Origin of the sequence: Kiloniella sp. EL199, from assembly GCF_900313065.1 — a bacterium.
Lineage (GTDB): Bacteria > Pseudomonadota > Alphaproteobacteria > Kiloniellales > Kiloniellaceae > Kiloniella.
In genome coordinates this window covers 81,599-103,137 of record NZ_OMPU01000008.1, presented here as the reverse complement: position 1 = coordinate 103,137, position 21,539 = coordinate 81,599, and the positions used below count along the sequence as shown (strand labels likewise).

Below are 21,539 nucleotides of genomic sequence, written 5' to 3'. Positions count from 1 at the left end.
TTTATTATTGCAGACGCAATGAATAGTAAAGAGACAATCATGAGCAAGAATGACCTAAAAGAGATCCATGTCGTTGGCGGTGGTATGGCCGGAACGGAAGCTACCTGGCAAATTGCACAGGCAGGTGTTCCCGTAGTTCTTCATGAGATGCGTCCTGTTCGAAAAACAGAAGCCCATCAAGGTGAAGGCCTTGCCGAACTGGTGTGTTCCAATTCTTTCCGGTCTGATGATTATGAGAACAATGCGGTTGGTTTGTTGCACGAAGAAATGCGCAAAATGGACTCACTCATCATGTCCTGTGCAGGAAAGCACATGGTGCCTGCCGGTGGTGCGTTGGCTGTCGACAGAAACGACTTTTCTGATGAAGTCACCAAACGTTTGGAAGATCATCCCCTTGTGACCATCAAGCGAGAAGAAATTTCAACCCTTCCACCGGAAGAATGGGATTCAGTTATTATCGCGACAGGCCCTTTGACATCAGAAAGCATGAGCGAAGTCATTGCCTCTATCACCGGGGAAGAATACCTCGCATTTTTTGATGCAATTGCGCCGATTGTTTACAAAGATTCGATCAATTTTGACAAGGCCTGGTTCCAATCCAGATACGACAAGGTTGGGCCCGGCGGCGATGGTGCGGACTATATCAATTGCCCGATGAATAAAGAACAGTATGAAAGCTTTATTCAGGCATTAATCGATAGTGAAAAAACAGATTTCAAAGAGTGGGAAGAAAACACCCCCTATTTTGAAGGCTGCTTACCAATTGAAGTAATGGCAAGTCGAGGTGTCGAAACTTTACGTTTTGGCCCCATGAAGCCAGTTGGCTTGTCAAACCCGCACAGCGATGAAGAACCCTATGCTGTTGTTCAGCTGCGTCAAGATAACAAACTGGGCACCATCTATAATATCGTTGGCTTCCAGACCAAGATGAAATACGGCGCGCAGATGGAAATTATCCGCGCAATTCCCGGGCTTGAAGAAGCTGAATTTGCTCGCCTCGGCGGCCTGCATCGCAATACCTTCTTGAAATCACCAAAGCTACTGGATCATTCTCTTCGTATGAAACCAATGCCCCGCCTCAGATTTGCCGGGCAGATTACCGGCGTTGAAGGTTATGTGGAATCAGCTGCGTCCGGTTTGATGGCCGGACGTTTTGCTGCTGCGGAACGTTTGGGCAAGGACCTGCCCGCACCTCCGATTACCACAGCTCACGGCGCGCTGATCAATCACGTCACAGGTGGCGCGGATGCAAAAACCTTTCAGCCTATGAATGTGAATTTTGGCATTTTCCCGAACATTCCGAAAGGACCGGGTAAAAAGCTTAAAAAGAAAGATCGCAAACCGCTCTATTCAAAACGGGCACTCGAAGACCTGAAAACATGGTTGGACGAAAACCAATAATATTGGGAATCTAATTTATTCAGTTTAAAAGGTCGCTCTACTGAGCGGCCTTTTTATTTAATAGCGGCCCCATATGTTGGCCCACATAAGCTTCCATGTCGCAGAAGCTTTGGGATGATGGAGTGCAGGGTCAAAGGGGTTGTAATTATTCGCCTCGAGTTTTTTGATGTACTGATCAGCCAGAATACCAAGCAGTAGAGGAGACTTTGCTAACTTGGGGATTTTTCCCGAAAAACCACGTGCTTTGTTTAAATGAACCTTGGCTTGCCCTGTCAACTCTTTAGTAACCGCACACAGTTCCGGGGATGATTTCAATTCGAAAAGCGTTGAAGTGTTAAGCCCATACTGGGTGATAAGATCTTGAGGCAGATAAACTCTTTTTTTTGCAGCATAAAAAGGCGTTGCCCGAATAATACCGAGTATCCCCCAAGCCAAGCCCATGGATTGGCAAGCTTGTTCCAATGCTTCTCTCCCGACTTCACCCACATCGCTTTGTCCAAATGTAATATCTGCTGCCAAACTCAATAGAGCAGAAGACGTTCGGCTCACATATTCCTCAAGAGCATCTAAGTTTTGTGGGACGACATCTTCAAGATCAAATTCTCTGGCATCAATAAACGCATCAAGTTTGTCACGTTTCAATCCGTGATCTTTGACAGCCTTTGCCAAGGCTTCAACAACCAAATGTTTCCTTGGGTTTCCTTCGAAAATGCCTTCGATAGCTTCACGCCACCACTGCAACCGGATCATTCCGGTCAAGGGTTCACTGACAATTTCAGCTGTCTTGGCTATTTCCTGATTGAAGGCATAAAGGCCAAAAAGATTTTCTCGTACAGCGTCTTTTGCAAAAAGACAGGTCAGATAACGATCATAATCGTTCTTCTTAATGTCTTCACCGCAATAGGAAAGGCCGGGATTATTCGACATCTGGTTCGCTATCCGCAGAAGTTAATCAACAGCGATCAAAGCAGCGGCAACATTCCGCCCTTCGGAAAGCAGCACATTATAAGTACGACAGGCAGCACCTGTATCCATCGCATCTACAACCAGCCCTTTTTCTTTCAGGCTATTTCGGAAGGTCGGGGTAATAAATTCACCTTTGGCGCCGCACCCAATAATCAACACTTCAATTTCATTTGCCTTTTTGACAAAAGGATTGAGTGTCTCCAAAGATACGTCGGAAAACTGTTGTACTGACCAGGATTCTGTCAGATCAGGCAACACCAGAATAGAGCCTTCATGGTAATGATCGGATACCATGAACCGACCATTACCATACTTTTCAATAACCTGTTTTCCTTCTGGAATTTTAAGTGAGACTTCCACGAAGGTTAACTCCTAACTGGCTTTGTCGTTTTCCTGAACGAGTTCGATCTTCTGCCCATTCTCGTCCACAAGTCCCTCTTCCTCTTCTTCAGGAATAGAAGGTCTGACGTTCGTCGCAAAGAGTAATGGAACCGCAAGCCCAACCGAGGAATAAGTACCGATGGTAACACCCCAGATAAGTCCAAGGCTCAAGCCTCTGATGACTTCACCGCCAAATACAAAGAGTGCGATAAGCGCAAGAAGTGTCGTGACAGAAGTAAGGATCGTCCGGGAAAGTGTTCTGTTGATCGACATATTCAGGACGTCGATAACTTCCATCTTTTTATAGCGGCGTAATTCATCACGGACCCGGTCAAAAATAACAACGGTATCGTTGATGGAATAACCCGCAATGGTCAAGACAGCTGCCAGTGTCGCCAGATTGAATTCATACTGTGTCAGGGCAAAGAAACCGATTGTCGTAATGATATCGTGTGTCAACGCCATCAAAGCAGCAACAGAGAACTGCCACTCAAACCGGAACCAAATGTAGAAAGCGATACCCAGCAAGGCAAAAAGCGTCGCCAAAGCCCCGTCTTCTTTGAGTTCAGCACCAACCTTTGGACCAACAAATTCGACACGGCGATATTCTTCAACCGCGCTGCCCAGTTCATCTTTGACCAACTGAATGGCTTTCATCTGTTCTTTTTCATCACCATCCTGCTTTTGAATGTTGATCAAAACATCTGTTGGTGCTCCGAATTCCTGGAGGCTAATCTCACCCAACCCAAGAGATCCAATGCGGGATCTTAAAGAAGATAAATCAGCAGGTTCCGATGTTCTGATTTCAATCAGAATACCACCCCGAAAATCGACACCGAAATTCAATCCACGTGTTGCCACCAACACCAGGGACAAGGCAATCATAAGAGCAGAGAAAGCCATAAAGAGCTTTCTTTTGCCCATAAAATTGATGTTAAGATCTGTCGGAAGCTTTTTAATTAACGCCATTATTCCAGCCCCCTCTTATATACCAAGCGATTGCGGCCGACGGCGGCGCAACCAGGTCACAATAAGCAATCGTGTAAACATAATCGCTGTGAACATAGATGTAACAATTCCGATGGTCAGTGTTACGGCAAAACCTTTAATTGGTCCTGTCCCGAACTGGAAAAGCAAAACCGCCGCAATAAGAGTGGTAATGTTTGAATCCAAAATCGTCGCAATCGCACGTTTATATCCCGCATCAACTGCCATAACCGGCCCACGTCCATTACGTATTTCTTCGCGAATACGCTCAAAAATAAGGACATTAGCATCCACGGCCATACCGATCGTTAACACAATCCCGGCAATACCTGGCAAAGTAAGTGTTGCTTGGAAAAGAGAGAGCACGGCGACAATCAATACAAGGTTAGCCACCAGCGCAAAATTCGCCATGATGCCGAACAAACCATAAGACAACCCCATAAAGACCAAGACAAGAATCAAACCAATGATACTCGCGATCTTACCTGCATTGACGGAATCTTCACCAAGCCCGGCACCAACGGTACGCTCTTCAAGGATCTCAAGAGGTGCAGGTAAAGCTCCCGCCCTAAGTAGCAAAGCAAGTTCTTCTGCCGATTGCGTAGTAAAATTACCCGAAATAATACCATTACCCGTTAAAATTGGCGACCTGATCACAGGGGCCGAAATAACCTTGCCATCCAAAACAATCGCGAAAGGACGATTTACATTTTCCTGTGTTACCCGTGCAAATCTCTGTGCACCAGTCGTATCAAACGTAAACGAGATTACCGGTTGACCATCTTGAAATGTTGCCTGAGCATCTATCAGATTCTCACCACTTACCATGACCCTCTTTTTGATCACATATCGTTGCGGTTGCCCACTAGCCTGAGTTTCTTGCGATAACATGATCTGAGACCCCACAGGAGCTTTACCTGCATAAGGGTCTGCATTTTGATCAACCAAATGGAATGTTAGTTTTGCGGTTTGTCCAATTTTACTTTTAATTTCCTCGGGGTCTTTTACTCCAGGAACTTGTATAAGAATACGGTTTTCTCCCTGTCTTTGCAGGCTGATTTCCTTCGTTCCGGTTTCATCCAGCCTTTTGCGAAGAACTTCTATCGACTGGTTGATGACAGCAATTCGACGTTCCCGTAAAACTTGATCACTGTATTCAGAAATAACCTTGGCACCATCGGTCGAAATCAAAAGCCCCGGGTTATTTTGAAAAATCATCTGACGTACACGGGAAACCATCTCTTCACTAGAATCACGCAAAGTAAAGGTTGCGGCTTTGCCTTCGACACGCAGGTTTTGATATCCAATACGTTCGGTACGCAGGTTTACTCTGATTCCCTCTACAAGGTTGGTCAACTGCTCTTCTTCAACAGCTTCCAGATCAACTTCGAGCAGCAGGTATGACCCACCTTGGAGATCAAGTCCTAGATTAATCTGATCACTTGCGACCCAATCAGGGAATGTTTCAAGAGTTTGTTCTTTGAACAAGTTCGGCATGGCATAAAAGATACCGAGAACAAGAACGCCAATAACTGCAAAAATCTGCCACTTGGAAAACTGAACCATAACGGGCCGTATTATCTGTTAATATATGAAATAAACCTGCTCTGGATATAGGGCCAGAGCAGGTAAAAACCACCTCTAAAGATGCTTTTCTTAAAACTTTTCTCGAAACGGAAAGTTCTGAAAATTAATCTTTAGATTTTTTGTCTTTTTTATCTTTGTCATCGTTAGCCGATTTATCAGCAGGTTCTGTCTTGCTGACAACGCTGGCAATCGTGCTCTGAATAACAGTGATACGAACGTTTTCAGCAATATCCACTTGAACTTCGCCGCCATCTTTCACTTTTGCAACAGTTCCGACAATACCACCAGCTGTGACAACCTTATCGCCACGGCGAATAGCGTCAATCATCGCTTTTTGCTGTTTCATCTTCTTGCTTTGCGGACGAATAATCAGAAAATAGAAAACCGCGAAGATCAAAACGAGCGGGAATAGTGTCGCAAACAATTCATTCGGCGAACCAGCGCCACCAGCTGCCTGAGCATAGGCTGTGGAAATCAACATTAATCCCTCCAGAACTAAAGAACTTGGAATCGGTTGCCAAGCAACCCCCCAAAAAAAATTACCCGCGGACTATAACTGTCTGGCCCGGAAATGCAAACGAACAGAAAAACAAAGAAATCATCTCAAGATGACAGGACATTTGACTGACTTGAGTACGCTCGTTAGGGTTCCCAAAATGATCGACAAACAGGCTTTGCGCCGGAGTAGTACAAATGACTGATTCTAAAGACTTATATCCCGTACTGGAACGTATTGCCTCAGCGCTAGAGAAACTATCTCCACAAGCACAAAGTGCTCCGGATCTTTCCCAAGCAGATGCCTATGTATGGCAAACAGATCCTGATGCCTTGGAAGCCGTTGAAGAGGTGAATCGGATTGATTTCGACCTTCTCAAAGGAATTGATCGACAAAGAGAATCTCTTTTGAACAATACCTTGCGGTTTGTAGAGGGATATCCTGCGAATAATGCCTTATTATGGGGCGCGAGAGGAACCGGGAAAAGCTCCATCGTTAAAGCCGTGCATGACAAGGTAAACTCATTGGTGGAAGAGAATAACTTCAACAAAGTTACGCTTGTCGAGATTCATCGTGAAGATATCCCTTCCCTACCGCGGCTTTTGAAAATTTTAAAAACGTCAGAACGCCCCTGTATTCTGTTCTGTGATGATCTAAGTTTTGATACTCAGGACGATACCTACAAATCACTCAAAGCCGTCCTTGAAGGGGGTATTGAAGGCCGCCCCAAAAACGTGCTCTTCTACGCAACGTCAAATCGCAGGCACCTGATGGCTCGCGATATGATTGAGAATGAAAGGTCATCTGCAATTCACACTTCTGAGGCGACAGAAGAGAACGTCAGCTTGTCTGATCGTTTCGGCTTATGGCTTGGTTTCCATAACTGTGATCAGGACACCTTCTTTGCGATGATCGAAGGGTATGTGGAGAAATATGGCATTAAGATTGAACGAGACGCCCTACATGCCGAAGCACGTGAATGGTCTGTTACCCGTGGTTCTCGCTCTGGCCGTGTTGCCTGGCAGTTTATACAGGATCTGGCAGGACGGATGTCCATAAAAATCCCTTAAACGATAAGCAGATCGTGTATAAAAAGATTCGTTGAAATGATGAAAGCAGCCAAGCTGTGCTGGTGAAATCATGCTGTTACCAACATAGTAATAAAAGACAAAACTCTAGTTTGTCAGCAATTTATTGGGGTTAACAGCTTCAGAACCTTTGCGTATCTCAAAGTGAAGTTGGGGTTTGGAAACATTGCCTGTATTGCCGACCTTGGCAATATCCTGCCCCCTCTTCACGCGTTGACCTCGCCCCACTAATAATTGATCAGTGTGCGCATAAGCGGTCACCCATCCATCAGAATGCTTGATTAAAAGCATCTGTCCGAAACCTTTCAACTCACTCCCCGCATAGACAACAACACCGTTTTCTGCTGCTTTTACAGGTGTTCCCTTACGCGCGGCAATGTTTATACCATCATTGTGAATTCCACCCTCCTTTGGACCAAACGAAGAAATAACCTTCCCCTTAACAGGTCGCAAAAAATTACTGAATGAACGCGGTAAAGGTTTAGGGACTGGGCCTGTAAAGTTCTTTGGGCTGGCCGGAATAACACTTCGAACAGGCGTTTTCTGAACATTCGAGGCAGCAGTGTTTTGTGTATCCGTCGAGGATGAGACACTCGCTGAACGTACAACACTGTTCTGCCGTAAAGCAGGTAAGTTTAAACGTTGTCCGATATAGAGTGCATAGGGTGGGTTAATTTTATTAAGCTTTACCAGTGCCGTGGTTTCAACACCATAACGCCGGGATATACTGTAGAGAGTATCCCCCGCAATCACCACATGCTCCTTCGAAACAGGTAACTTTATAGCCTGTCCAACCAGTAACTTATAAGGCGGGGAAAGTTTGTTCAGTATAATAAGCTCGCGAATAGACACCCGTCGTTTACGAGAAATAGAATAAACAGTATCACCACGATTTACAGTATATTCAGTGGTTGAAATCTGTATCTGACTATTCGAAGGCTGCGAAGTTGTTCTTCTTTGTTCTTCTATAACAGCCGTTGAACTACTTTGCCTTACCTGTCTTCTGGGATTTCTTTTTGGCAATGGAATATTTTCAGGAAGTAACGCCGGAATTGAAACACCAGCAACCCGACCCGTCGTCTGTACAGCATTTGCAGGACGCGGAGGCGGCGTTGGCTTTCGCTTTGGCAAGATAGACGGCGGATAATTATAAACGGTTTGTGTGCTAGTCGTTTTTTTTGTCGTCGTCGGAAAGGAAGATGGATTGATCGTACACCCGTAAAGCCCTGCGCTTAACAGTAAAAGGCCGAGTTTCAGAGTTGATAAACTGGTGCGATTAAACATCAAATTAGTAACGAGCGTTTTCCTGTACAACAAACCGCCAAAGTAAATCAGCTGTCCTTTGGCATTCCGTGAACAAGAGGTACAAAACGCACCCCCCCAAGGTTTTCATGATCAAACCCGTTTTCCGTCCGCGTAATCCTGATCAATTCCTGATTATTACCTTGTGATCCCAACGGTAAAACCAGAATACCACCAATTGCCAGTTGCTCAAGCAGAGCTTCGGGAATTTCTTTTGGTGCAGCTGTGATAATTATGCGCTCAAACGGTGCTTGCTCTTTCCACCCTTTGTAACCATCCCCCAACTTTGTGGTCATATTGTGAAGGCGCAAATTTGTAAATCGTTCTTCCGCTTCACTCAAAAGTTCCCGATAACGCTCGATCGTATAAACACGTCGACATAAACGTGAAAGAATCGAAGCCTGATATCCCGACCCCGTACCAACCTCAAGAACCTTCATTCGTTTGGTCACGGAAAGAGCCTGGGTCATCATGGCAACGACTTGTGGCTGGCTTAGGGTTTGCCCTCTGCCAATTGGAAGCGCCATGTTTTCATAGGATTGATCCTGAAAAGGTGCCGGCACAAAAGCTTCTCTTGGAATACGCTCAATCGCCGAAAGAACGCCTGTATCCGAAATACCGCCGCGACGTAACTCCATAATAAGCCTGATTTTGCGTGCTTCCAGACTCATGGGAACAAAGATCCCATTTTTACCAAAAGGTCTTTATCCGTCAGGTCGTACTTCAAAGGTGTAATCGTAATATAACCTTTGGCAATCGCTGTCAGATCCGCATTCGGAACCGATGTATGATGACTGACAAACTGCCCAACCCACAAATAAGGCCGGCCGCTGGGATCATTGCCTTCTACGACAGTTGTTCCTTCGTCGCGATGTCCTTGAGCACAAACCTTGATACCTTTGACTTTATCAGCAGGTATTCCCGGGAAGTTTACATTGAACAACAGGTTTCCGGGTTCTTCCCATGTTGAAAGCCTTGTAATAACTTCAGGCGCAAACTTGGCAACAGTATCCCAGTGAAAGAGACTTTCATTCTGATCATCAGGCCTTAGACTTAGCGCAATAGATCGCGCCCCAAGAATAGCCCCTTCCATAGCCGCAGCTACAGTACCAGAATAGATAACATCTTCGCCAAGGTTTGCACCGACATTTACACCAGACAACACAACATCAGGCACCTGATCGGCCATCAGATATTTCATAGCCATCAGAACACAGTCCGTTGGCGTACCATCAATGGAATAGCGTTTATCATTAAGCTTGCGTTCCCGCAAAGGGCGTCGCAGGGTCAGAGAATGACTGGTAGCTGACTGTTCAGATTCAGGTGCAACAACCCAAACATCACCAGATAATTGGTGGGCTATTTCCTCTAGAACAGATAAACCTTTGGCGTGGATACCGTCATCGTTTGATAACAGTATCCGCGCATTGGCAAGGTTCTGTATGGTCTTAGTCATTCAGGAGGATACTTTCTTTACCCCCCATGTATGGTCTAAGCACCTCGGGAACAGTTATGGAGCCATCAGCTTGTTGGTAGTTTTCCATCACTGCAATCAGGCAACGTCCAACAGCAACACCAGAACCATTCAGAGTATGCACAAAAGCAGGCTTTTTGGTTTCTGCAGATCTGAAACGCCCGTTCATGCGGCGTGCTTGAAAATCACCGCAGGTAGAACAGCTGGAAATTTCGCGGTATGTATCCTGACCAGGCAACCAAACTTCGATATCATAGGTTTTACGCGCACCAAAGCCCATGTCGCCAGTACAAAGCACAACAACGCGATAATGCAGTCCCAATTTTTTCAAAACGTCTTCTGCACAGCCTGTCATACGTTCCAATTCATCATCGGATTTATCCGGGTGAACAACAGAAACCATTTCCACCTTATCAAACTGATGTTGACGCAACATTCCACGGGTATCTCGCCCAGCAGAGCCAGCTTCGGAACGGAAGCAAGGCGTCAAAGCAGTCATACGCTTTGGTAACTCGTCTTCCTTAAGAATTTCGCCTGCAACTGTATTTGTTAACGGAACTTCTGCTGTAGGAATAAGCCAGAAACCATCTTCAGTCTTGAAAGAATCTTCAGCGAATTTTGGTAACTGGCTTGTGCCGTACATAACATGATCGCGCACAAGAACTGGTGGTATCACTTCCGTATAGCCATGCTCATCAATGTGCATATCAATCATGAACTGTGACAAGGCACGGTAAAGACGGGCAACGCTTCCTTTCAGAACAACAAACCGAGATCCTGACAGCTTTGCCGCAAGTTCAAAGTCCATTTCACCGAGCTCTTCACCCAGTTCAAAATGCTGCTTTGCCTCAAAACCCAGTTCAGGCTTTTCACCAACGGTGCGGACCAGAACGTTATCATCCTCATCCTCACCAACAGGCACGTCATCTTTTGGGCGATTGGGAATACCAGCCAAAATCGTTTTAATCTGATTACCAAGGTCTGATTCAGCTGTCTCTTTTTCAGACATACCTTCTTTGATACCCGCAACCTCTGCCATTAGGTCCGACGCATCTTCGCCATTGCGCTTGGCAATACCAATCTGTTTCGAAGCTTCGTTACGGCGTGCTTGCATTTCCTGCAGCTCTGCCTGTAACGCACGATGCTGTTTGTCCAGATCCAGAATCTGGGCAGACATTGGTTCCATATTACGGCGCTTAAGCCCTTCATCAAAAACTTCAGGGGTTTCGCGGATCAACTTTAGGTCATACATAGGTATCTCTGTCCTTGTACTGAGAGAGACAAAATTCAATTAAAACGAATGTACTTATAAACAGGGTATACTTAACTCTGAAATAAGCAAAATTTCGTTGCTAAAGGCCTTAAAAAGGTTTCGGTTTCAGTCTACTGCCTAACGGACTATTTTAATCAGATGTAACGTCCGTCGACTCAGTATCTTCTTCCTTGGCACGCTTACGTTCCACCATTCTGGCCATCAGGATCGAAACTTCGTACAGAAGTACTATCGGAATAGCCAAAGCCAGCTGGCTCAAAGGATCTGGCGGCGTAAAGATAGCGGCAACGATAAAAACACCAACAATCGCGTATTTACGCTTATCAGCCATCCCTTTGGACGATGCAATACCGACCTTTGCCAACAGGGTCATCAAGACAGGCAGCTGAAAACAAAGACCAAAGGCAAAAATCAACTTCATCATTAATGAGAAGTATTCATTAACCTTGGCTTCCAATTCAATTGCGATTGAACTGTCTGTACCTTCGACCTGAAACGCGAGAAAGAACTCTGCGGCAAGAGGGAAGATAACGAAATATACCAACGCCCCACCGACAAAAAACAGGATTGGCGACGCAATTAGAAACGGCGCAAAAGCTGATTTTTCATTCTTGTAAAGACCCGGAGCAACAAACAACCAGATCTGAGATAAAAATATTGGACAGCTGATAAAAGCGCCAAAGAAGAATGCAACTTTTACATAGGTGAAAAAGACTTCAGTCAGATCGGTAAAAATCAGTCTTTGCTGACGTTCGCTGACCGAGTTTTCCCGCATGACTTCCGCCAAAGGGGCTGCAAGATATTCAAAAAGCTGTTCAGCAAAAGCGAAACAGGCCAAAAAAGCGACTAACAGAGTGACAACACTCCACAACAATCGCCTTCTAAGTTCAATCAGATGCTCCAGTAACGGCATCTTCTGTTCTTCGGTTGTATCACTCACTGCTTAGCTGCTTTTTGAAGAAGTTGTATTATCGACCTGAACTGTCTCAGGTTTCACTGTTTTTGAAGTTTTTACAGGTTCAGTCGTAGCCGGAGGTGTATCTGCAAGTGGCTTTCGAACAGAAGCAAAGGGATTATGATCTTCTTTATCTTCTTTCGTTATCGCTTCAACACCATCTTTGACTTCCTGTGATGTTTTAGTCAGCGCCTGAGTAGGATCAATAACATCTTCAACCGTCTTACGGATCGATTCACTATTAGCACCTTCCAGCGCTTTTCTCGCATCCTGAAGATCTGACTCACGAATAACTTCATCAACACCGGATTGGAATTCCCGGGCAAGCCCCTTCGCCTTGCGTACCCACTTAGAAACGGTACGAAGGGTATTCGGCAGCTCTTTAGGCCCCATTATCAAAAGGGTAAGAACTGCAACGACCATCATTTCCGACCAACCGATGTCGAACATTGGTTACTGCTCCCTAGGAATTACGGATCCCTGAACACAAATTAAATCAGTCTGGAAAAGACTGGCTTATACTTTATCTTTGTCTTCAGAGATTGTTTTGCTTTCTTCCTTATCAGAAGCAGCTGTATCTTTATTTTCTTCTTTAAGGCCCTTTTTAAAAGCTTTAATGCCTGAACCTGCATCACCCATAAGCTTGCTGAGCTTTCCGCCCCCACCAAAGAGAACCAAAACAACAACTAAAACAATCAGCCAATGCCAAATGCTGAACGCACCCATTACTCTCTCCTTAGAGACAATTACCTTTAATCTGTAAGGGACTATGGCAAAAAGAAAAGGCGCAAGCAACGATTCATACGTTAGAGCCCAGAGTGTTTTAGCTCTCAAGTTATTTGTCTGGAGATTTTCAATCAGGCGTCTTCGCGGAAAAGACAAAGGTCAGACGTTTATCCAGCTCGAGAACACAGGCCTTACCGGCAACCGGTATTGTATGGCCATCAAGCCGAGCCTTGACATAAAGATCATCCGCTAAGCCATTGGGAATCTTAAAATCCACAAGATTTGATTTACCAAGCATTCGCGATTTCAGAACACTGGCTTCAACCCCCGTGCCATTCACTTTTTCGCCAACAACAATGCCTTCATGTCGCACCAATATATCTACGGCAGTTCCATGGCGCATGTTTGGGACCTCAATAGCACCAAAGGGTGTGGCAACGTGTCCATCATTACAAACCCCCTTAAATTCGTTCACTTCACCAAAGAAGTGCGCAACAAAGGCATTTGCCGGATTACTGTAAAGTTCATTAGGGGGAGCAAATTGAACTATCTGCCCCTTGTTCATGATGGCAACGCGATCCCCCATAAACATCGCCTCTTCCGGGTCGTGGGTCACCATCAAAGTTGCAATGTTATTTTCCTTAAGGACCCTAAGAGTTTCCTCGCGAACCTGATTTCTGAGTCTGACATCAAGGCCGGAAAAAGGTTCATCCAATAAAACCAGCTTAGGGCGTGGAGCGATTGCTCTGGCTAGGGCAATCCGCTGTTGCTGCCCGCCAGATAATGTATGCGGATAGGAATGGAGATAATCAGCCATGCCAACTTGAGCCAAGGTTTCTCGTACGCGTTCTTTCCGATCTTGAGCAGAGAGATGTTTCAATCCAAATTCAATGTTCTTGGAGACATCCAAATGAGGGAAAAGAGCGTAATCTTGAAAAACCAGACCAACACTTCTTTTTTCTGGCGGTAAATCGGCTTTATCATTTGCCACAACAGTTTCACCCATTGTGATTTTGCCAGCCTGTAAAGGCTCCAATCCTGCGGCTAATCGCAAAATTGTAGTCTTGCCACACCCAGACGGCCCCAACAGGCACACGAACTCCCCAGCATCAATCGCCAGATTAACATTGTTCACAGCTGACAGGGTGCCAAAATTATGGCTAACGTTCTCTAAACAGAGGGCCGACATTTAGTAACCGTCTAAATTTACATACAATCTTTGCAGCAACCTCGCAGAACTGCAGTTAAAAATCAATATCAACTGACATCTTAATCCAAAATGTCGCAGTAAGTTGATTAATTTCTTTCTTTTACAGATAATTTTTAAACAGGAAGTGAAGATTGTTCACTTTCTTCATCTGCCAAATCTTCGCCGAACTCGCGGCTCAGGTGATTATCACTATCCTTGTCATCACTTGTTCCAAGATCAACGCCATCACCGGATACAGACAATAGATCACCATGATCACCAAGGGCAGTAATCGCCGGTCTTGCATCAAGCAGTCCGGCAACTTTCAATTCATCAAAACCCGGTAAGTCATCCAAACTTTCCAAAGCAAAGTTATCCAGAAAGGCCTGACTGGTAGCCCAGGTAACCGGACGACCAGGAGTACGCCGCCTCCCCTTTGGCTTAACCCATCCAATTTCCAAAAGCGTATCCAACGTACCCTTGGACAAACTGACACCACGGATTTCTTCGATTTCTGCTCTTGTTACCGGTTGGTGATACGCAATAATTGCCAGCGTCTCGACGCCCGCTCGTGTCAATTGCTTGGATTGGCTCTGTTCAACCCGAAGCAAAGGCGCCATATCAGGTGCTGTGCGAAACGCCCATCTATCTTCAACTTTGATCAGATTAACGCCACGATTTTTATAATAGGATTTTAATTCTTCCAACAGAGGTTTTAGATCTCTGTCTTTTTGAAAGTGTCTGGAAAGCTGTTCAACAGATAGCGGTTCTGTCGATGCAAAGAGTAACGCCTCCAGAAGTCGAAGATCATCAAAGCGTGTTTCCATGTACCTCCCCTTGCTTATCTTACCAACTCTATTTCAGTTTACTTACAACTATCCGCGTCGTGTTATCGTGCCATCTTTTATGTAGATCGGGCCATAGATTTCATCTTGCCTAAGGTCAATTTGTCCCTCCCGACACATTTCCAGACTAGCCGCAAACAAAGAAACCACCGCAGATCTTGCAAGAATGCCTCGCTCTATTTTAACAGGCAGAAACCGACTGAGATCCTGCCAATCGTGAATAGTTCCCAGAAAAGCAGATAATCGCTTGATCGCCTCATCCACAGAATGAAGTTCCATCTGTTCGATGAGCAGACTTTTTTCTTCGGTCCGCATCTGGCTGTTTGCATAGGATTTCAATAGATCAAAGAGCGAGACGTCATAACTTGTTTTGTGAATTACCCCAGTATTTTCCGGCAATCCTCTTGCAAAGAAATCAATGCCCAACTGCGGCCGCGACATCAGGGTTTTGCCTGCATCCTGCATCGCTTGTAAACGCTGCAACTGAAATTTAAGCGCAGCAGCCAGTTCTGCCCCACTGGGTTCTTCTTCGCCCTCTGGCTCCGGCAGAAGTAATCTCGACTTAAGATAGGCAAGCCACGCCGCCATGACTAAATAATCTGCCGCAAGCTCCAGCCTTAATTCATGGGCCTGCTGAATAAAGTCTATGTATTGATTAGCAAGCTCAAGAATGGATATTTGCGTCAGATCAACCTTTTGATCCCGCGCCAGCTGTAGCAGAATATCAATCGGCCCCTCGAAGCCATCCAACTCAAGAACAAGCGGATGCAGGGCTTTTAACCCTTCTGATTGTTCTGATCTGTCATCTTCTTCAAAGGGAAGTGTTTCTGACACTGATTTCCTTAAAGCATCTAAATAATGTTTAGATTTGCAATAGCCTGAAAGAAGGGAAGCATAGCATGAATTGATTTAATTATCACATAGCTGATTAAATTCAGGTCCATGCCAATTTGGCGTCCAATCATCGGAAGCACAAAAATCAAACCGATAAGAATAATCATGCCGTACTTTTCTAAACGAGAAAACGGAATAGCCAACGACGTTGGCAAAAGGCCGGTTACAACACGACCACCATCAAGCGGCGGTATAGGCAGCATATTAAAAACAGCCAGCATTAAATTGATCTTGATTGCATTTTCAAGGTTTTGCCCAACCCAATCCGCAGCAAAATCCGGAACCAAACCAAAGACAGCAAAACCTAATGCAGCAATCAATGCAATAAAGATATTTGATACAGGTCCAGCCAAGGCAACAAAAATCATATCTCTTTTAGGATTATTTAACCGACCGAAAACCACAGGCACAGGTTTAGCCCATCCCAGAATAAAAGGGGAACCAATCAATATCAGCATACTTGGAAGCAATATCGTGCCAAATGGATCAATATGTTTCGCAGGGTTCAAACTGACTCTGCCTAACTTTGATGCCGTATCATCACCAAGAAGGCGTGCGGCATAGGCATGTGCAGCTTCATGGAGAGTAACCGCCAACAAAACTGGTAACACCCAAACTGATGCACCTAAAAGAAACTCATTAATATCCATGAAATGAAAATACCTGTGTTTTAGAAATGGATAACCCTGAAATTCAGAGCCAATAACTTATGCCAAGTAAGGAGAGATTATTTCTATAAGCTCATCAAGTGTTTCATTCCACTCAACAATATTATTTTGACGCAGTTTCCAAGCCTGCTCCAAGCGATCCGACTTAGCACGATCAATTTGCTGTAAACCTTTGGCAACGGACATCATTTCTTCTTGATCTCCATTACAATGTAAAGCCAAGTCACAGCCTGCTGACAACGCAGCTTTGGCACGCTCTGCGTAAGTTCCTGCCATAGCCTTCATGGACAAATCATCCGAAAGCAAAATTCCACCAAAGCCGATTTCATCGCGAATCACCTGCTTAATCACAGTTGGTGAGACTGTCGCAATATGCTCAGGATCAATCGTTTCGTAGATAACATGCGCTGTCATCCCCCAAGGCGCAGAATTTAGAAGCTTGAAAGCTTTGATGTCATTATCGGAAAGCTCATCCCGGGACGTGTCCACCCTTGGCAGTTCCTTGTGGCTGTCAACCATCGCACGACCATGTCCCGGCAAATGTTTGATAACGGGCATTATTCCACTATGCAGGAAACCCTCAACAACCTTTGCCCCTATCGTCGCGACTTTCTCTGGCGTAGCCCCATAGGATCTATCTCCAACGATTTCATGTGCCCCCGGTATTGTCAGATCCAAAACAGGTGCACAGTCAGCCGTTACACCAAGTTCTCTTAGCTCATAAGCAATCAAGCAGGCATTGAGATAAGTCGCACGAAGAGCTTTCTCCCGGTCCTGATCAAATATCTGCCCAAAGATAGCTGCCGGCGGTGTCTTGCGCCAATGAGGTGGACGTAATCTCGCAACACGTCCGCCCTCCTGATCAATCAAAACGGGCAAATCATCATTTCCAGAAAGTGATTTCAGCTCAGAAATTAGTTTCTTTATCTGATCAGGGGTATCACAGTTTCGAGCAAAGAGAATATACCCATAAGGCTTAACTTCAGAAAAAAAACCTTTTTCCCAATCGGTTAAGCTATGGCCTTCACACCCAAAGACAACTGAATTCACCCCCACAACTTTACTCCCGAATTTTATTTAACCTTCTTGACCAAACAATCACGTTTGGCTGCTTTCAGTTTTGAACAAAAATCACTTGCGGCTTGTTTATTATCAAAAGGTCCAGTTTGCAGACGATACCGAACACCAACACCTGAAATAGATGCCTTTTCAATAATCGGCTGCTTGCTACCCAAAAGATCACTTAGCTTACGCTGCATGTTTTTCCATTCAGTCATTGCGCCATCTTTGGATTTCAGAGAGGCCAATTGCAAAACGTACTGACCTGACGCCGGTTTTTGTGCAACAGCGGTAGGAGCAGCTTCTTTTGGTTCAACCTTCTTCGCAGTCGTCGAAGTTGGCTCGGACACAGTTGGCTCGGGTGCTTTTGATGTTTCCGCTTTTTTAGCCACCTCAGCCTCCGACTGTGGTGCTAAAACAGATTCGACTTCAGATGCATTTAATTCAGGCACCTTCGGAATTGTACTCCCCTCACCTGTATTCGCCAAAGATTGCTCTTCTATCTTGGCTGCTTCAGCTTCTTTTTTAGCAGACTGTTGCGCCGTATCTTCTGTTGCGGTTATCTGTGCCTGTGTCTCGCTAGCCGAAGACTGGGCAACCGTTTCAGCGGTATTATCAACTTCGGGCTCGGGTGCTTTAGGTGGTTGCGGAATTTCCGGTGGTGGCAACAGCTTTTCGACCTGTGCATTAGCACTCGTACCGGAATCGTTATTCAGAACAAGCTTGTCCTGATGCGGGATAATCATTCCCCCTGGCGATTCAGGCTTGGTTTTTTCCGGCGTGGTTTCGGCCTCTATAAGGGGAATAGCATCGGGAATATTATTACTTGGCTTGTTATCACCAAGCATAATCAGAATGCCACCACCAACAACAGCAACAGCAATCAGGCCAAGACCAATCGGTACAAGCTTTTTAAACAGACCAGCACCGGGGTCATCATCAAAATCCAGGTCATCTTCCCAGTACTCTTCATTTGAAAACTCGTCATGAATATCCTGCGCATCGCGATCCGTAGAAACACGCATACTCTCGTTTTGACGAACTTTTTCGAAATCTTTCAAATCATTATCAGATGAGTTTGATGTCATCAACGCATCTCCTCAACAGGTTCAATACCAAAGACATCCAGCCCGGAAGCAATCACGAGCGACGTTGCTTTCACCAGAGCCATACGCGCCAGTGTCAGATCTTGATCATCAGTCACGATGAAACGTAACCGGGCATTGTCTTTACCTTTGGTCCAAAGACCGTGAAGTTCCGCCGCCAGATCATAGAGATAAAAAGCAATTCTATGAGGTTCATGCGCTTCACCTGCACTTTCCAAAAGGCGCGGCCATTCACAAAGGCGACGGATCAGGCTTAACTCGCCTTCACTATTTAATTCAGACAGATCAATTTTTTCCAACGCATCTATAGACAGATCCATATCAGGAAACTCGTTCTGCGAGTGCTTTAGAACTGAACAGGACCGAGCATGAGCGTATTGAACATAAAAGACAGGGTTGTCGCGGCTTTGTTCCACAACCTTCTCAAGGTCGAAATCAAGCGAGGCATCATTTTTACGGGTCAGCATGATAAAGCGAACAACATCTTTGCCAACTTCATCAATAACGGATCTCAGCGTGATAAAGTTCCCGGACCGCTTTGACATGCGAACCATTTCACCGCCACGCATAAGATTAACCAGCTGACAAACCTTGACATCAAGGCTGCCTTTCTTTTCGGTCATCGCGCTAACCGCAGCCTGCATCCGTTTGATATAGCCACCATGATCTGCGCCCCAGACATTAATCATGTTACTAAAGCCACGGCGATATTTATCCATATGATAGGACATATCCCCTGCAAAGTAAGTCCAGCTACCGTCAGATTTTTTGATCGGTCGATCAACGTCATCGCCAAAATCAGTTGATTTGAAAAGTGTTTGGGGACGGGCTTCCCAATCATCTGGCTTTTTGCCCTTTGGCGGTTCCAACACACCTGTATAAACCAGATTATTGGCTTCCAGAAACTTCATGACTTCATCGACACCACCCGCTTCAACCAAGGCACGTTCGGACGAATAGACATCCATCACAACGCCCAGCGCCGCGAGATCACCACGAATAAGATCAAGCAGTTGATCAATCGCAAATGTCCGCACTTCCGAGATCCAGTCAGATTCTTCCTTGCCCAGCCACTTATCACCGTCCCTGTCAGCCAATGCTTTACCAACAGCTTTCAAGTACTCGCCGGGGTAAAAACCTTCGGGAATTTCACCAATATCTTCGCCTAGCGCTTCGCGGTATCTGAGATAAGCAGAGTTTGCCAGAACATTGACCTGATTACCCGCATCATTGATGTAGTACTCTTTACACACATCATATCCGACTTTGGACAACAAAGCAGCCAGCGCATCGCCGACGACGGCACCACGGGCATGTCCAACAGTTAAAGGGCCTGTCGGATTTGCCGAAACATATTCAACATTAACCTTTTCGCCCTGCCCCATATCAGAATCACCATATGAGGTTCCGGCTTTGAGAATTATCCCAACCTGCTCAAGCCAGAATTTTTCATCCAAACGCAGATTAATAAAACCCGGCCCTGCAATATCGACTGATTTGATAACATCCAGATTTTCAAGACGTTTCGCCAAAAGACTCGCAAGATCACGCGGCTTCATGCCAGCAACTTTGGAAAGAACCATGGCGGCATTGGTCGCAACATCTCCATGCGAAGAATCACGGGGAGGTTCAGCAGCAACGCGACTGAAATCAAGACCCGCCGGGATTTCTCCGGCTGCAGCCATATCTTCTAATTGCGCAACAACTTTACTTCTTAGGTCTTTGAAAACGTTCATTTTATCTCAAAATCCAGATTAAAAATCTGTCTATGTTGTTCAAAAGCGTATCGGTCGGTCATACCAGCGATATAGTCCGCGATCAAACGCGCGCTACGCTTTGTTAGTTTAGTACCAGCTTCAAGACGCCAATAGTCAGGAAGCTCTTCTGGGTGCTCTGAATAATGCGAAAAGAGGTTTCTCACAACCTGCTTTACACGTTTACGCATTTCTTTGACTTTTTCATGGCGATACATGTGTTCAAATAAAAATGCGCGTAACTGCTTTTCTGCCACACGAAACTGATCCGAAAAGGCAACCATTGCCCTGTTTTGACAGCGAATGTCAAAAACTGTCTTTGGATTGGCTTCCTGTAATCTTGTCTGCGTCTCGCGCAAAACATCACTGATCATAAAATCAACCAGCCGACGTACCGCCTCGTGGACAAGACTTTCCGTTTCCAGATTAGGGTATTTCTTCAGAACTTCGCGGAATATATCACCGACCACCGGAATGGGCAAAAGATCATCAACAGTAAATAATCCCGCCCTTATTCCATCATCAATATCGTGATTATTATAGGCTATGTCATCTGCAATAGCCGCAACCTGCGCTTCAAGGCTAGCAAAGGACGAAAGCTCCAGATCCCGGGCATTCTTACAATACTTTAACATGGATTCCGGCACATATTCTTCCCGACTGTTTGGTCCATCGACAGGGCCGTTATGCTTTGCCAAACCTTCAAGGGTTTCCCACGTCAGATTTAATCCGTTAAAATCTGCATAGCGCCGTTCCAACTGTGTCACGATGCGAAAAGTCTGTTCGTTGTGATCAAAACCGCCAAAAGGTTCCATAACATCATGCATGGCATCTTCCCCTGCATGACCAAAAGGCGTGTGCCCAAGATCATGGGCCAGTGCAACACCCTCTGCCAGATCCTCATTTATACCGAGTGTCCGGCTCAAAGACCGGGCGATCTGTGCAACTTCCAGCGAATGTGTCAGACGTGTTCGAAAATGATCACCTTCGTGATAGACGAAGACTTGGGTTTTATATTGCAACCTGCGAAACGCAACCGAGTGGATAATACGATCACGATCTCGCTGAAAGCAGGTTCTTGTCTTGCTCTCAAGCTCTTTCAGCAAGCGCCCCCGGCTGCTTTCAGGGAAAGATGCATATAATTTTTTCGAATCGTTTTGCGTCATACAGAAAGACTAACCTGCGAAGAGACTTAGTAAAGTAATTTGAAGCATTTAGATCCTGACAAAGGGAAAATTCTATACAAAATTGCTAGGCTATAAAAAAGTTGCAGCCTTCAACAAAGAAATTCCAAAACATGAACCTGAAAAAATTAATAGATTTAGATGGCATGATAACCTATCTATAGAGTCAACTTAACAACAAGCCTCTACTATAATTACGTATCA

The 21,539-nt window shown here is 45.3% G+C and carries 22 protein-coding genes; 2 read left to right on the top strand and 20 right to left on the bottom strand.

All coding sequences use genetic code 11. The annotated features are described in order from the left end of the window. The first annotated feature begins 39 nt into the window (after nucleotides 1–39). A complete protein-coding gene (trmFO, locus tag D9A03_RS06990; protein ID WP_120496750.1) occupies nucleotides 40–1,401 on the top strand; it encodes a methylenetetrahydrofolate--tRNA-(uracil(54)-C(5))-methyltransferase (FADH(2)-oxidizing) TrmFO in 1,362 nt (453 codons plus the stop codon). A gap of 57 nt (nucleotides 1,402–1,458) precedes the next feature. Here the strand turns inward: trmFO and D9A03_RS06985 are convergent, their stop codons facing one another. The 5 genes from D9A03_RS06985 to yajC form a co-directional block, all read right to left on the bottom strand. After that, complete coding sequence (locus D9A03_RS06985; protein WP_120496499.1) at nucleotides 1,459–2,328, bottom strand: phytoene/squalene synthase family protein; 870 nt, start codon at nucleotides 2,326–2,328, stop codon at nucleotides 1,459–1,461. A 21-nt stretch (nucleotides 2,329–2,349) separates the two neighbouring features. Further along, complete coding sequence (locus tag D9A03_RS06980; RefSeq protein ID WP_120496498.1) at nucleotides 2,350–2,727, bottom strand: Mth938-like domain-containing protein; 378 nt, start codon at nucleotides 2,725–2,727, stop codon at nucleotides 2,350–2,352. A gap of 12 nt (nucleotides 2,728–2,739) precedes the next feature. Continuing rightward, a complete protein-coding gene (gene secF, locus D9A03_RS06975) occupies nucleotides 2,740–3,717 on the bottom strand; it encodes a protein translocase subunit SecF (RefSeq protein ID WP_120496497.1) in 978 nt (325 codons plus the stop codon). A 15-nt stretch (nucleotides 3,718–3,732) separates the two neighbouring features. Further along, nucleotides 3,733–5,301, bottom strand: a complete 1,569-nt coding sequence (gene secD / locus D9A03_RS06970; protein ID WP_120496496.1) for a protein translocase subunit SecD — start codon at nucleotides 5,299–5,301, stop codon at nucleotides 3,733–3,735. 124 nt (nucleotides 5,302–5,425) lie between these two features. Further along, complete coding sequence (gene yajC / locus D9A03_RS06965) at nucleotides 5,426–5,803, bottom strand: preprotein translocase subunit YajC (RefSeq protein WP_120496495.1); 378 nt, start codon at nucleotides 5,801–5,803, stop codon at nucleotides 5,426–5,428. A 212-nt stretch (nucleotides 5,804–6,015) separates the two neighbouring features. Here yajC and D9A03_RS06960 point away from each other — a divergent pair, with 212 nt between their 5' ends. Continuing rightward, nucleotides 6,016–6,888 carry an ATP-binding protein gene (locus tag D9A03_RS06960; RefSeq protein ID WP_120496494.1) on the top strand — a complete coding sequence of 291 codons (873 nt, stop codon included), beginning with the start codon at nucleotides 6,016–6,018 and terminating at the stop codon, nucleotides 6,886–6,888. 105 nt (nucleotides 6,889–6,993) lie between these two features. On the opposite strand, the gene D9A03_RS06955 is transcribed toward D9A03_RS06960, so the two are convergent. From D9A03_RS06955 to D9A03_RS06885, 15 genes are all read right to left on the bottom strand, one after another. Next, nucleotides 6,994–8,190: a M23 family metallopeptidase gene (locus D9A03_RS06955; protein WP_120496493.1), complete on the bottom strand. Its 1,197-nt coding sequence runs from the start codon at nucleotides 8,188–8,190 to the stop codon at nucleotides 6,994–6,996. Between the two features lie 47 nt (nucleotides 8,191–8,237). Beyond that, nucleotides 8,238–8,879 carry a protein-L-isoaspartate(D-aspartate) O-methyltransferase gene (locus D9A03_RS06950; protein WP_120496492.1) on the bottom strand — a complete coding sequence of 214 codons (642 nt, stop codon included), beginning with the start codon at nucleotides 8,877–8,879 and terminating at the stop codon, nucleotides 8,238–8,240. After that, nucleotides 8,876–9,664: a 5'/3'-nucleotidase SurE gene (gene surE / locus D9A03_RS06945; RefSeq protein WP_120496491.1), complete on the bottom strand. Its 789-nt coding sequence runs from the start codon at nucleotides 9,662–9,664 to the stop codon at nucleotides 8,876–8,878. The genes D9A03_RS06950 and surE overlap by 4 nt, the downstream gene beginning before the upstream one ends. Next, nucleotides 9,657–10,934: a serine--tRNA ligase gene (gene serS, locus D9A03_RS06940; protein WP_120496490.1), complete on the bottom strand. Its 1,278-nt coding sequence runs from the start codon at nucleotides 10,932–10,934 to the stop codon at nucleotides 9,657–9,659. The genes surE and serS overlap by 8 nt, the downstream gene beginning before the upstream one ends. Nucleotides 10,935–11,085: 151 nt before the next feature. After that, the gene (gene tatC, locus D9A03_RS06935) at nucleotides 11,086–11,895 is read right to left on the bottom strand and encodes a twin-arginine translocase subunit TatC (protein WP_120496489.1); all 810 of its coding nucleotides are present in this window, start codon (nucleotides 11,893–11,895) and stop codon (nucleotides 11,086–11,088) included. A gap of 3 nt (nucleotides 11,896–11,898) precedes the next feature. Further along, nucleotides 11,899–12,360, bottom strand: a complete 462-nt coding sequence (gene tatB, locus D9A03_RS06930; RefSeq protein WP_120496488.1) for a Sec-independent protein translocase protein TatB — start codon at nucleotides 12,358–12,360, stop codon at nucleotides 11,899–11,901. Nucleotides 12,361–12,426: 66 nt separating this feature from the next. After that, nucleotides 12,427–12,636, bottom strand: a complete 210-nt coding sequence (locus tag D9A03_RS06925) for a twin-arginine translocase TatA/TatE family subunit (protein ID WP_120496487.1) — start codon at nucleotides 12,634–12,636, stop codon at nucleotides 12,427–12,429. 127 nt (nucleotides 12,637–12,763) lie between these two features. After that, the gene (locus tag D9A03_RS06920; RefSeq protein ID WP_120496486.1) at nucleotides 12,764–13,825 is read right to left on the bottom strand and encodes an ABC transporter ATP-binding protein; all 1,062 of its coding nucleotides are present in this window, start codon (nucleotides 13,823–13,825) and stop codon (nucleotides 12,764–12,766) included. A 134-nt stretch (nucleotides 13,826–13,959) separates the two neighbouring features. After that, a complete protein-coding gene (gene scpB / locus D9A03_RS06915) occupies nucleotides 13,960–14,652 on the bottom strand; it encodes an SMC-Scp complex subunit ScpB (protein ID WP_120496485.1) in 693 nt (230 codons plus the stop codon). Between the two features lie 48 nt (nucleotides 14,653–14,700). Then, nucleotides 14,701–15,504 (bottom strand): ScpA family protein, encoded by an 804-nt coding sequence (locus D9A03_RS06910; protein ID WP_120496484.1) that lies wholly within the window; start codon nucleotides 15,502–15,504, stop codon nucleotides 14,701–14,703. Nucleotides 15,505–15,521: 17 nt separating this feature from the next. After that, complete coding sequence (locus D9A03_RS06905; RefSeq protein ID WP_120496483.1) at nucleotides 15,522–16,214, bottom strand: site-2 protease family protein; 693 nt, start codon at nucleotides 16,212–16,214, stop codon at nucleotides 15,522–15,524. Nucleotides 16,215–16,271: 57 nt separating this feature from the next. Next, complete coding sequence (gene nagZ / locus D9A03_RS06900) at nucleotides 16,272–17,288, bottom strand: beta-N-acetylhexosaminidase (RefSeq protein ID WP_120496482.1); 1,017 nt, start codon at nucleotides 17,286–17,288, stop codon at nucleotides 16,272–16,274. Between the two features lie 17 nt (nucleotides 17,289–17,305). Next, entirely contained in the window at nucleotides 17,306–18,379 is a 1,074-nt protein-coding gene (locus tag D9A03_RS06895; RefSeq protein ID WP_120496481.1) for an SPOR domain-containing protein, read from the bottom strand. Next, the gene (gene argS, locus D9A03_RS06890) at nucleotides 18,379–20,133 is read right to left on the bottom strand and encodes an arginine--tRNA ligase (protein WP_120496480.1); all 1,755 of its coding nucleotides are present in this window, start codon (nucleotides 20,131–20,133) and stop codon (nucleotides 18,379–18,381) included. The genes D9A03_RS06895 and argS overlap by 1 nt, the downstream gene beginning before the upstream one ends. Beyond that, nucleotides 20,130–21,317, bottom strand: a complete 1,188-nt coding sequence (locus D9A03_RS06885) for a deoxyguanosinetriphosphate triphosphohydrolase (RefSeq protein ID WP_120496479.1) — start codon at nucleotides 21,315–21,317, stop codon at nucleotides 20,130–20,132. The genes argS and D9A03_RS06885 overlap by 4 nt, the downstream gene beginning before the upstream one ends. Between the last annotated feature and the right edge of the window lie 222 nt (nucleotides 21,318–21,539).